Source organism: Psychrobacter sp. 4Bb (assembly GCF_002836735.1).
In the GTDB taxonomy this organism is placed as follows: domain Bacteria; phylum Pseudomonadota; class Gammaproteobacteria; order Pseudomonadales; family Moraxellaceae; genus Psychrobacter.
In genome coordinates this window covers 1-12,513 of record NZ_PJAS01000042.1, presented here as the reverse complement: position 1 = coordinate 12,513, position 12,513 = coordinate 1, and the positions used below count along the sequence as shown (strand labels likewise).

Below are 12,513 nucleotides of genomic sequence, written 5' to 3'. Positions count from 1 at the left end.
AAGGGTGATGTCAAAATAATAAGAGACGATACTGTTAAGACACAGTTGAATAGACACCTCATTAGTGTAGCATTTTATCTATTAATGACGCGGGCTAAAAGCGCACCTATACAATTTGATACGCAGTTGCTATTTATTAACTCTTGATTACTTGATGCTGGCGGCTTACTCGTTATTCATTTATAAAGTATATTCCATAAAAACTACGATCGATGCGCTCGAAAGGCGCGCTCGATGGTTGTACTCCAACGCGCATCACCATACAATAGGCAGGCCCAGTTTATAAAAACCGTGTAGGTAAAATAGCCTGTTAGCAACGTGCCATTTTGCTTTTATTTTATTGATGATTGTAGTCTTGCGAGGTAGCTTTGAACGCACGCTCTGATAATACCAGTGACCAGCATCCTAATTCACAACCTCACTCTAATAGCTCAGCCAATACCAACAGTGATTTAGGGTCTGTAGGTATCGTTACGCCTCAGAATTTTCATTTCGCTGAGCCCTTAACGTTAGAATGCAACCGTACCCTGCCCTCGTTTGACTTGATGGTAGAGACTTACGGTACGCTCAATAGCGACAAATCAAATGCAATTCTGATTTGCCACGCGTTGTCAGGCAATCATCATGCAGCTGGCTTCCATAGTGCTGATGACAAGAAAGCAGGCTGGTGGGACAATATGATTGGCCCCAATAAAGCAATTGATACCAATCAGTTCTATGTGGTGTGTGTCAATAATATCGGCAGCTGTTTTGGTTCAACAGGGCCTACCACTATTAACCCTGATAGCGTTGGTTCGGATAGTGTTAGTTCGGACAGCCTTGATTCAGATAGCAGCGATGAGCCGCAAGTGTATGGCCCTGATTTTCCGCTGATCACCATCAAAGACTGGGTAAAAACCCAAGCAATGCTCTCAGATCGTCTAGGCATCGACGTTTGGCACGCCATTGTCGGCGGCTCAATGGGCGGTATGCAAGCGCTACAATGGTCTGTTGATTATCCAGAGCGATTAAAGCGCTGTGTGGTCATCGCCAGTACGCCAAAGCTATCTGCTCAAAATATCGCCTTTAACGAAGTAGCGCGCCAATCTATATTATCCGATCCCGACTTTAAAGACGGGCGCTATATACAAGAAGGCACTTATCCTCGTCGCGGACTGATATTGGCGCGTATGGTTGGCCATATTACCTACTTAACTGATGACGCGATGAAAGCCAAATTTGGCCGTGATTTAAAATCTGGCAAATTTATGTATGGCTACGATGTCGAGTTTCAGGTCGAAAGCTACCTACGCTATCAAGGCGAGCGCTTTAGTGAAAACTTTGATGCCAATACTTATCTGCTTATGACCAAGGCCTTAGATTACTTTGATCCGACGCGCGACTATCCAATACGCGACTACCCATCAACCGTAGCAAAAGATACTACAGAGTCAGCAGTACAAATAGAAGAATCAATCGCGGCGTCAGTCGAATCTAGCAAGGCGAATGCACAGAGTGAGTTAGAAGATGCAGTAACGACGATTGAAGATATTGAGTCTGATCGTCAGCAAGAGCTTTCTGCGCTCAAAGCGGCCTTTGCCCATACGCAATGCCAGTATCTAGTCGTGTCATTTACCACTGATTGGCGTTTTGCACCTGAGCGCTCGCAAGAGATTGTCGATGCACTGATGGCCACTGGTAAACCAGTCAGCTATATCAATATTGACGCGCCGCACGGACATGACTCATTCTTGTTTGATATTCCTCGCTACATGGGTGCGGTCAAAGGATTTTTGACTGCGCCATTTATTACCCCTAGCCGCTCAGCCACAGGAGAACGCTCATGAGAATGGATCACCAACTGGCAGAGCGCTGGATTGCGCCGCAAGCACATGTACTGGACTTAGGTTGTGGTAATGGCGAGCTGCTTGCCCACTTACAGCAGAAACTAGGTGTAACAGGTTACGGACTAGAGATTGATGAAGACAAAATCAATGAGGCAATTGGTAATGGCTTATCAATTGTCGAGCAGGATCTCAACGATGGTCTAGCGCGCTTTGCTGATAACAGCTTTGACACGGTCGTCATGGCACGTGCCCTACAAGCAGTAAAAGCACCTGACGAGTTGTTGCTTGATATGCTGAGAGTTGCCCGTGAAGCAGTCATTACCTTCCCTAACTTTGCACATTGGCAAAACCGTATTCATTTAGGGCTTAAAGGTATGATGCCTGTCTCTGAAGCATTGCCTTACGAATGGTACAACACGCCAAATATTCATCTATGTACTTTCAAAGATTTTGAGCTGTTATGTGCGCAGCATGATATTCATATTATTAATCGTTTTGCGGTTAGCGATTCTGAAAAAGGTCATACACCTTTGATGAAGGCGTTAATTAGGCAAGCGCCTAACTTGTTAGCAGACGTCGCTATCTACCGAGTGACCAAGAAATAGCGGATAAATTCTCAGCTGTCTTTATGTTTTATAGACTGCTAAACAGTGCTTTACGAGCTAGTATTAACCTTAATGGATTGTTAACTTAATATAATTTTTTAGTAACTGTCTGATTTTGTTAAGGACAATCAGGTACAAACGTCTATGTGACCTTGTAATTAGTATTTGAGTTTCGTAAGTTTGGGTGTTAAGCTAGCAAAATATTGTCAGCCACCCCACTATTACGACCGTTTGTCTAATCAGTTAGGGTGAAATCTCTGATTTAGAGATGACAACCCCCTTTTGCTAATGATTAGGTAAGTTCATATCGCAAGATTCCACCTAATTGTTATCGCCGTCTGACTGTCTTTAGCGAGACAATGTTTAGCGGTACAATTTTTTTTGCTTATTAACTGCCTAATTTTGGAGCTGCTATGAAATTATTAAAAGCTGCGTTGTTTACTGCATTATTTTCTTGTGCTGGTTTAGCCAATGCTGAGTTAATATCAAACGTACCGCTTGATACCTCACGTTTTGAGCTTATGCCTGTGAGCGAGTTGTCTAGTCGTGCCGCCCAAGGTAACGATCACGCTCAGTTCTATCTGGCCAAGCGTTTGCAAAAAGGTGAAGGTATTGCGCAAAATACCCAACAAGCAATCCAGTGGTATACCAAAGCCGCTCAGCAAGGCGTTGCCCCTGCTCAGTTGAATCTTGCCATCATGTATTTGCGCGGCGAAGGCGTACAGCCTAACTTACAACAAGCCCGTCTGTGGTTAGAAAAAGCTGCGATGCGTGGCGATAATCGTGCCAGTTACACGCTTGCACTATTGGATGAAAAGCAAAAAAATCTGGTCGATGCTTATAAATGGTATGACTTGGCTGCCCGTGATGGCATGCTAGATGAAAAAGTACGCAACAAAGCTCGCGGTAAGATTGGTCAGTTGGCATTGAACTTATCAAGCTCAGACATTGCTAGTGCCCGTAGCAAAGCAGATACTTGGTTCCAGAGTAAGTAAATCTATAGCTATTTATTTTAGCAATAAAAAATCCAGCCTTTGAGCTGGATTTTTTATATTTAAGGCATTACACCCTTTAATATTACTTCTCAACAGTACTGAACCATATTATGAAAAAAGTAATTTTTTGGATTTTTATCATTACTTGTATCACAATACAGTCATTTTTTATCTACTTCATAGCACAACCGCAATTCATTGAACGTTTTACCTCACTTTGGATAAGCTTTGGTGTCGAACAAACAGCCTATACTAAGTTTGTTTTTAGTACCATTGAATGGTGGTCGATAGTTCCTGTTGTGTGTTTAACACTTTCGGCCATTACACTACAACGCCCATCAAAGCTTTTATCAACTTTAACACTCATTATTAGTATAATCGGTATGCTGGCTTTGGTCTTATCGATATATTCGACCGCTCTGCTTATACCGCTCGGAAAGTAGATTAGGACAAGATTTGTTATTCTATATTCTACAATAATGAGGAACGATGACATCTATTTGATAGCCACATTTAAATTTTGGATTTTACGCCTAAATTTTGCATAATTGTCGTGCATCTTCCTCATCTATGGTTGAATGCTCATTTGAAATATATAGCCAACTATAATGAGTGTGACAATTTAAGCATAGGAATATATTAGACAGTGTGGTATCCCTCGATACATAACGCTTTGTGACACTGCAGTACTCACTATCTGGAACTCCTTTTGGGCGATAAATATCGTATTTAGAGTAAAGGTTTTTCTGCCAATCAACCATCTGCTGCAATTTTACAACCATTTGCGACTTACAATGGGGACAGTTTTTTAGAACTGGCATTTCTACTTTATTGAAACGGCACTTGCTATGCTTGAGTACACCATCATCATTTACATAATCAGTATTAATTTCAGAAAACCTTTTAATGTTAGATAAGGTATCAACACCAGCCTTGAACTCAACTTCATTATGTTTTAGGCGGTATAACACACTGTTATAATGAGATTTATACCTCTCAAATACTATGGAACCTACAAGGAATATCGTAATCAGATATAAGTCCATGATATCCGTCCAACTATATATTTTTGCCATAATTAAAAGAATTGCGTATAGCGACAGCCATGCAAAATAGGGCCAGTGATGTAAAAATGATTTAGATTTTCTATTTTCAACGATACTTACTTTGTTGATTTGAGCTACATCAACTGGTTTCTCCGTCAAAAGACTGTGATTACAATGTGGACAAAATAGTATTCCTTTTTCGATTAAAGGGACAGCAAACGACTCATGACAACTTTCATGAGGACAAGTTAGGTTTAAAACTTTATTAGGTTTTGTTTTTGGCATGCAATCTCTTATTTTCTACTCGTCACAAATTTTGCACGATTTATAGCTCTATAAGGAACTATGGATCTTGTTAATATATTTTCGATGGTGATGGCTAAAATAAATATAATTAGTTGCCTTTACCATGAAACAAACAGAACAGATAATGAGAAATGTCTACTATAGCAAGCTCTACTCATAGGATAAACGCCTAAAAACTATCAATGCTTAAAGTAAGTCACTCAATGAGTTATGTATACGTTTAACGATGCTAGCAACTCTTAAACTATTCAAAATCTTACTAAAATTTGCTACACTACGCGCGCATTAGCCAATTCCACAATCAGGCTAGTGTTATAACCCATTTTGAAATGACACAGTCTACTTCAAATGAATGTGATATAAGAAAGCCGAGCGCAGATTGTACCCAGAGTACATCAAGCGAGGATGACACAATAGCGTGTTTATTTGAACCAGACTGTTAACCCAACGCACTAGGTTTACGACCTAGCCAGCAGGAGAAAAACATGAGTAATACCCAAGACAGCACTGCAACTGATAACAAAGCAGCACCCGTTTACGATAGCGTGACTAACAATATCGTAGTTGCAGCACTCTACAAGTTCACACGCTTTGCTGACTTTGAGCAGTACCGTGAGCCAATCTTAAATACTATGCTCGATAACGACGTCAAAGGCACTTTGTTAATTGCCGCTGAAGGTATTAACGGTACGATTTCTGGCACGCGCCAAGGTATTGATACTGTCCTTGAGTATCTGCGTAGTATCGAAGCGATTGGTAGTTTTACTTTTAAAGAATCTTATACTGATACTCAGCCTTTTTATCGCACTAAGGTGAAGCTAAAAAAAGAAATCGTTACCATGGGTGTCGAGAATATCGATCCATTGGAGTCCGTTGGTCGCTATGTAAAGCCAAGCGAGTGGAATGCGTTGATCTCAGATCCTGAAGTTACCTTGATCGACACGCGTAACGACTATGAAGTGCAAATCGGCACCTTCCAAAATGCAGTCAACCCAAACACTGAAACGTTCCGCGAGTTTCCAGAATACGTCTCAAAAGAGATGGATCCAGCTAAACATAAAAAAGTCGCTATGTTTTGCACAGGTGGTATCCGCTGCGAAAAATCTACCGCCTATATGCGCGAACAAGGGTTTGAAGAGGTTTATCACTTAGAAGGTGGCATTCTTAAGTATTTAGAAGAAGTGCCTGCTAGCGACTCTATGTGGGAAGGTGATTGTTTTGTTTTTGACAACCGTGTGTCAGTAAACCACAACCTAGAAAAAGGCAGCTACGAGCAATGTTTCGCATGCCGCATGCCCATTACTCAGGAAGAGATGCAAAGCAGTGCTTACATTAAAGGCGAGTCATGCCCGCATTGTATCGATAAAGCAACTGATGAACAAAAGGCGCGCTTTCGTGAGCGCGAGCATCAAATGCAGCTAGCGAAAAAACGTGGCGAAGCACACATCGGTAGCGACGTGATAGATGTGATAGAGAAACGCAAAGCCGCTAAGGTGGAAGCACAACGATTAGCTGATGCCGCCAATAACAACAAAGCCAAATAAATCGATATTTTAATCAGGTTTTGAAAGTGCATAAAAAAGAGAGGCTCTAATCAATAGAGCCTCTCTTTTTATGACAAATTGTCAGCGCTTATCAAAACAGTCAACGCTGATATAGTTGATCCTATTTAAAAGTGTTACAAGGCAACCGAGTGCAGATGTATATGTAATACTTCAAGCGAGGTTAACGCTGTAACGCTTTTATAGTGGATTGACTATACTAGAATAAGATACGTACGCGGATAGTCTCTTCCACGTCTTTTAGCTGATCTAGAGCGGCACTTGAATCGTTATAATCCACATCCATCACCAAATAACCAACATCACCTTCAGTCATTAAGCTTTGCGCTAAGATGTTGATGTTTGCTTCAGCGAACAGACGGTTGATTTGTGACAATACGCCCGGTACGTTTTTGTGAATATGCAGCAGACGATGCGAGTTTTCTTTGAACGGAACAGATACTTCTGGGAAGTTCACAGCAGTCGCCGTATCACCTTGATCAGAATATCGAACAAACTTATCCGCCACTTCTAACCCAATATTAGCCTGTGCTTCTTGCGTTGAGCCACCGATGTGCGGCGTCAAGATAACATTGTCAAACTTACGCAGTGGTGATTCGAACTCTTCGTCAGCAGATTTTGGCTCTTTCGGGAACACATCAATCGCGGCGCCCAATACTTTACCAGACTCAAGCACAGCAGCAAGGTCATCAATCTCTACACAAGTACCGCGTGCAGCATTGATAAAGTAGCTGCCTTCTTTCATTTGGGCGAACTGCTCAGCTTTCATCATATAGCGAGTGCTTGGTACATCAGGTACATGCAATGTCACGATATCAGCCGTTGATAGCAGCTCTTCTAAGCTACCAACTTGTACCGCGTTGCCTAGTGGCAACTTGGTCACAGCATCATGATAAATGACTTTCATACCAAAGCTTTCTGCTAAGACAGACAGCTGCGAGCCGATAGAGCCATAACCGACGATACCGATAGTCTTGCCACGCACTTCGTGTGAGTTAGTCGCAGACTTACCCCAGCCGCCGCGATGTACGGTTGCATTCTTCTCAGGAATACCACGGTACAGCATAATGGCTTCTGCCAATACTAGCTCAGCTACCGAACGAGTGTTCGAGAATGGCGCGTTAAAGACAGGGATACCAAGATCACGAGCGGCGTCTAGATCTACTTGGTTGGTACCAATACAAAAGCAACCAATGCCGATAAGCTTGTGTGCGTGCTCAAGTACTTCACGCGTCAACTGAGTGCGTGAACGAATACCGATAAAGTGAGCATCTTTGATCTTTTCGATCAGCTCGTCTTGATCTAAAGCGTGACTGATATTCTCGATGTTGTGGTAACCAGCTCCTTCCAATACTTTTAGGGCATTGTCATGTAGACCTTCAAGCAATAAAAACCGGATTTTGTCTTTTTGTAGTGATAACGCCATATGAGAACTGTCCTATAATTGTTTTATAAGATTACCTGTTGGATAATCTATGATGGATGAAACGAAAACAGTCCCGATATCTTACACAAAATTTGAGGTCGATGTTAGCAGATTAGATGAATTATTGGTTATCAAGCCTGAAAAATTTTTATGCTATAGTGAATTATTCTGTTTGAAACCGATCGAATCAATTATTTATTACTTACCTCTTCTTATAGGTAAAAATTATCATCCACTTATTACCTCTACGAGCTGACTCACCACTGAATTTATAGTTATTTCGCTATATAATAAGCAGTCCCAGCATCGTGCTTACGCCAATATTGAGATTTGACCATGACGCCAACTACCGCTCAAAACACATTCGAAACCAATGCCGTGCAAACCATCTTGAGCACGCTTACTGATACTCATAACTTCGACCCAACCCAAATCAAAACCGATGCTGAGAGCTTAGAGCATTGGGGCAAAGACTGGACCAAACACTTCGCTCCTGCTGCTGCTGCCATCGTCTTTCCAAAGACCACTGAACAAGTACAGACTATCGTACTCCTTGCCAATGAGCACAACGTCGTCCTCACCCCAAGTGGTGGTCGTACTGGCCTGTCTGCTGGTGCCGTCGCCGCCAATGGTGAAATCGTGGTTAGCATGGATAAAATGAACCAGATTGGACAGTTCTATCCTGCCGATCGAATAGTTGAAGTCGAAGCCGGTGTCGTCACCCAACAGTTGCAAGAATTCGCTGAATCAAAAGACTTATACTATCCTGTCGACTTTGCCTCAGCAGGCTCTAGTCAAATCGGTGGCAATATCGGTACCAATGCAGGTGGCATTAAAGTCATTCGCTATGGCATGACTCGTCAATGGATCATGGGTCTGACTGTCGTCACGGGTAAAGGCGACATCTTGCACCTCAATCGCGGTATGGTAAAGAACGCCACCGGTTATGACCTGCGCCAATTGTTCATCGGTAGTGAAGGCACGCTTGGCCTTGTTACTCATGCGCAAATCAAGCTTGAGCGTCAGCCACAAGACTTAAACGTCATGGTACTTGGCATGGACAGCTTCAATGACGTCATGAACGTACTCTCTGCTTTTCAGGCACAGATTGATTTAACAGCGTTTGAGTTCTTTGACGATGTAGCGATTGATAAGCTAATGGCACATGGCCAAGTACAAGAGCCGTTTGAATCACGTACCAAGTTCTATACGCTATTAGAATTTGAAGCACCTTATGAGCCAATCATGGACAAAGCCATGGCCATATTTGAGCATTGTATGGAGCAAGGCTGGGTCGCTGATGGCGTCATGAGCCAGAACCTCACGCAAGCAGCAGAGCTGTGGAAGCTACGTGAATATATCTCTGAGACTATCTCCGTATTCACCCCTTACAAAAACGATGTATCAGTGCTGATAAGTCACGTACCGACCTTTATCGAAGAGATTGATCATATTGTCAGCAGTAACTATCCAGACTTTGAAGTTTGCTGGTTCGGTCATATCGGCGATGGTAATTTGCATCTGAATATTTTAAAACCAGAAAACATGAGCAAGGATGATTTCTTTGCTGAGTGTCAGGTTGTCAATAAATATGTGTTTGAGACGGTACAGAAATATGGCGGTTCAGTGTCTGCTGAGCATGGGGTTGGTATGACAAAGAAACCGTACTTGCACTATAGCCGTAGCGAGACTGAGATTGATTATTTACGAGAAGTCAAAAAAGTATTCGATCCAAATAACATTATGAACCGCGGTAAGATTTTTGATATGTGAAGAGCATGCTAAACGCTTATCGCAAATAAAAAGACGCTAACCCGAGAGGCTGGCGTCTTTTTTTGGATTTATAATTTGCAAAAACTATAATCTATAAATATAACAGTATCAGTGCGACGACCAGTAATATGCTCAAGAACCCTTGAATAAGCAGAAACGCCTGATGCGGTGCCGCGATATGGCGCACCATATTACCCAATGCATTATAAGTAATGCCTGCCGCCTTAATATGGGGTGGACTATCGAAAGTTTTGATAATTTGCAAAAACTGCTCAGTCCGATCAGACGACCAGCCGTGCGGCGCAAATGGTAAAAATGGGGATAATTGTACGGCTTGTTTCTTGGTCGCAGGGGACCACAACCAACGCTCCAAAAACAGCAAGCGCATACGCCAGTCGGCAAAGCTGCGATGATTGATGACTTGTAATAGCAACACTTCTACATTTTTATGACGACTATCGACGAAAATACGCTCTTGCAGATTAAATACGTCTGACTTTTTACCTTCGATACATTGCAGAAAGTGACCATTACCGTAGCATAACGTGCCTGTGATGTTATGCTGCTGATTGTAGTTACGTGCGTGGCCTTCTACTTCATCAAAAATAGAGGTGCTCAAACGCGAACCAAGAGTCAGCGTACTGACATAAACCAACTGAACCAAAGCGGAGTCATCTATGTCATCCCACTTCGTGATTCTATTGGTATGATTTAAAGGCATAATAAAATAATCCTAAGAAGCCGATTAAAGACGGCTAAACGAAACAAGCAACACAATACTATGCCTGAGTTGAACCAAAAAATTGACTCACAAAAACGTAGCAAATATTTACTACGTGAGACTGTTATTGCCGTTACAGCTTGCTATGATAACAAGCAAAACAAAAGGTGCTGATAGATATTATTTAGATTCTATATTGAGATAATAAATAGCAAGACAGTCGCAGGTACAATGATAATGCAGAGTTGTGCGCTTATCGGTGTTTACAAACCCAATAGATATAAAGCGATATAGAATGTGGCAGTCGCTATCCTTTAACCCTTTGCGTTAGCCAAAATCACTACTAAATAGAGTGAGCAAAACAGTCTAAGATATCAACATAACCTATTGTAAATACGGCAATAAATTATTGTAACGACAATATCTTCCTATTGGAATGTTTTTATTACTTTTTTGCACAAAAATCGGCACATCAATGTGCTATGACCCCATTATTTGATACCCCTACATTCAATAGCTATTTAAAACAGGAAACTTATGAGTAAGATGGAAAAATTAGATGATTTTCACCTCACGATTGCTGAGATTAAGAAAAAAGATTACCCACAATTAAAAGCCTTGATGGATCGTGTCTATGTAAACTTGGGTGGCGCATGGTCAAAGACAACCATTCATACTTTGATTGACGCGTTCCCTGAAGGTCAGATTGCTTTGTTTGATCATGATCAGCTGATTGGTATCGTGCTCTCTATGCGCGTTGACTATGCCAAGTTTTCAAACCCGCATACCTATGATGATTTGATTGGACAAAAAGAAATCATCAGAGACAATCCAGAAGGTGATGCCATTTATGGTTTAGATGCGCTCATCGACCCTGATTATCGCGGCTACCGCCTCGGTCGTCGTCTGTATGACGCACGTAAAGAGCTGTGCCGACAGTTAAACTTCCGCGCTATCTTAGCCGGTGGACGCATACCTAACTATCATAACCATAAAGATCTGACTCCAGGCGAATATATTGATGCCGTTGAAAGCCGTGAGATTCACGATTCAGCTTTGTCGTTCCAGTTGTCTAATGGCTTTATCGTTAAACGTATTTTGACCGCTTATCTGCCAGATGATAAGCAATCAAAGGGCTTTGCTACCTTGCTTGAGTGGGCAAATATCTACTACGAGCCTAAAGACTATAAGCCTAATACTCGCAAGTCTGAAGTGCGTATTGGTGGTATTCAGTGGCAGATGCGTGAAGTCGAATCACCTGAAGAATTACTGCAACAGGTTGAGTTTTTTGTCGATATCATGGCTGACTACAACTCAGACTTTGCTTGCTTACCAGAGTTTTTCAATGCGCCATTGATGGGTCTATGCGAAGAAACCGATCAAAATATTGCCATTCGATTTTTGGCGGGTTATACCGAGTGGTTCAAAAATGAAATCTCGCATTTAGCCGTCAGTTATAACGTCAACGTCATTACCGGTTCGATGCCGTTACTGGACGAAGACGATACCTTATACAACGTCAGCTATCTGTGCCGCCGTGATGGTACGGTTGAAGAGCAACGCAAAATTCATATTACTCCGCATGAGCGCAGCGCTTGGGTAATCGAAGGTGGCGATGAAGTCAAAGTGTTCGACACGGATGCGGGTCGTATCGGTATCTTGGTCTGTTATGACGTTGAGTTCCCTGAACTTGCACGCCTGTTAGCACTTGATGATATGGATATTTTGTTCGTGCCTTTCTGGACAGATACCAAAAACGGCTATTTGCGTGTGCGTCACTGTGCTCAAGCACGTGCGATTGAAAACGAATGCTATGTAATGATTTGCGGTTCAGTAGGTAACTTGCCACAAGTCGAAAGTTTAGATATTCAGTACGCTCAGTCGTCTATTTTTTCACCGTCAGATTTTGCATTCCCACATGATGCCATTATGGCAGAAACCACCGCCAATACGGAGATGGTATTCTTCTCAGATGTGAACTTAGACAAGCTGACTCATGTTCGTCACGAAGGCTCAGTACACAACCTGATCGACCGCCGTGATGACTTATTTAGCTTAAAATGGAAGCGCAAAGCCAAAGTTCCTGCAAGCAAATTAAGTGACGAAGAACGCCGTGAAAACTCAGGCAGTGTGCTTATTGGTGATCCATTACAAAACCGAGCACAAAAGCCATAATAGGTTGACGTCGCACACTTATAGTAGACTTTATAAATAATACGGCTGATTTTCAGCCGTTTATTTTTATCTACTGCC

9 protein-coding genes are annotated in these 12,513 nt (G+C 42.1%); 6 read left to right on the top strand and 3 right to left on the bottom strand.

Features of this window, described 5'->3' with window-relative positions:
• Positions 1-467 precede the first annotated feature (467 nt).
• The 3 genes from metX (at position 468) to CXF60_RS01625 (ending at position 3,426) form a co-directional block, all read left to right on the top strand.
• Positions 468-1,826 (top strand): homoserine O-acetyltransferase MetX, encoded by a 1,359-nt coding sequence (metX, locus tag CXF60_RS01635; RefSeq protein WP_227684732.1) that lies wholly within the window; start codon positions 468-470, stop codon positions 1,824-1,826.
• The gene (metW, locus tag CXF60_RS01630) at positions 1,823-2,431 is read left to right on the top strand and encodes a methionine biosynthesis protein MetW (RefSeq protein ID WP_057758464.1); all 609 of its coding nucleotides are present in this window, start codon (positions 1,823-1,825) and stop codon (positions 2,429-2,431) included. Before metX ends, metW begins: the two co-directional genes overlap by 4 nt.
• A gap of 413 nt (positions 2,432-2,844) precedes the next feature.
• Positions 2,845-3,426, top strand: coding sequence for a tetratricopeptide repeat protein (locus CXF60_RS01625; RefSeq protein WP_102090512.1), 582 nt, complete (start codon positions 2,845-2,847; stop codon positions 3,424-3,426).
• A 533-nt stretch (positions 3,427-3,959) separates the two neighbouring features.
• Here the strand turns inward: CXF60_RS01625 and CXF60_RS01615 are convergent.
• Positions 3,960-4,757 carry a hypothetical protein gene (locus CXF60_RS01615; RefSeq protein WP_102090510.1) on the bottom strand — a complete coding sequence of 266 codons (798 nt, stop codon included), beginning with the start codon at positions 4,755-4,757 and terminating at the stop codon, positions 3,960-3,962.
• A 566-nt stretch (positions 4,758-5,323) separates the two neighbouring features.
• Here CXF60_RS01615 and CXF60_RS01610 point away from each other — a divergent pair.
• Positions 5,324-6,322: an oxygen-dependent tRNA uridine(34) hydroxylase TrhO gene (locus CXF60_RS01610; protein WP_323807172.1), complete on the top strand. Its 999-nt coding sequence runs from the start codon at positions 5,324-5,326 to the stop codon at positions 6,320-6,322.
• Between the two features lie 217 nt (positions 6,323-6,539).
• On the opposite strand, the gene serA is transcribed toward CXF60_RS01610, so the two are convergent.
• Positions 6,540-7,766, bottom strand: a complete 1,227-nt coding sequence (gene serA, locus CXF60_RS01605) for a phosphoglycerate dehydrogenase (protein ID WP_102090509.1) — start codon at positions 7,764-7,766, stop codon at positions 6,540-6,542.
• Positions 7,767-8,102: 336 nt separating this feature from the next.
• Here serA and CXF60_RS01600 point away from each other — a divergent pair, with 336 nt between their 5' ends.
• Entirely contained in the window at positions 8,103-9,539 is a 1,437-nt protein-coding gene (locus tag CXF60_RS01600; RefSeq protein WP_102090508.1) for an FAD-binding oxidoreductase, read from the top strand.
• A 91-nt stretch (positions 9,540-9,630) separates the two neighbouring features.
• On the opposite strand, the gene CXF60_RS01595 is transcribed toward CXF60_RS01600, so the two are convergent.
• The gene (locus CXF60_RS01595; protein ID WP_102090507.1) at positions 9,631-10,260 is read right to left on the bottom strand and encodes a BLUF domain-containing protein; all 630 of its coding nucleotides are present in this window, start codon (positions 10,258-10,260) and stop codon (positions 9,631-9,633) included.
• A gap of 537 nt (positions 10,261-10,797) precedes the next feature.
• On the opposite strand from CXF60_RS01595, the gene CXF60_RS01590 reads away from it, so the two are divergent.
• Positions 10,798-12,435, top strand: a complete 1,638-nt coding sequence (locus CXF60_RS01590) for a carbon-nitrogen hydrolase family protein (protein WP_102090506.1) — start codon at positions 10,798-10,800, stop codon at positions 12,433-12,435.
• Positions 12,436-12,513: the final 78 nt, after the last annotated feature.

Excerpts from the sequence above, each read along its gene's own strand:
- metW (WP_057758464.1), top strand. The coding sequence starts at position 1,823 with ATGAGAATGGATCACCAACTGGCAGAGCGCTGGATTGCGCCGCAAGCA.
- CXF60_RS01625 (WP_102090512.1), top strand. The coding sequence starts at position 2,845 with ATGAAATTATTAAAAGCTGCGTTGTTTACTGCATTATTTTCTTGTGCT.
- CXF60_RS01615 (WP_102090510.1), bottom strand. The coding sequence starts at position 4,757 with ATGCCAAAAACAAAACCTAATAAAGTTTTAAACCTAACTTGTCCTCAT.
- serA (WP_102090509.1), bottom strand. The coding sequence starts at position 7,766 with ATGGCGTTATCACTACAAAAAGACAAAATCCGGTTTTTATTGCTTGAA.
- CXF60_RS01600 (WP_102090508.1), top strand. The coding sequence starts at position 8,103 with ATGACGCCAACTACCGCTCAAAACACATTCGAAACCAATGCCGTGCAA.
- CXF60_RS01595 (WP_102090507.1), bottom strand. The coding sequence starts at position 10,260 with ATGCCTTTAAATCATACCAATAGAATCACGAAGTGGGATGACATAGAT.
- CXF60_RS01590 (WP_102090506.1), top strand. The coding sequence starts at position 10,798 with ATGAGTAAGATGGAAAAATTAGATGATTTTCACCTCACGATTGCTGAG.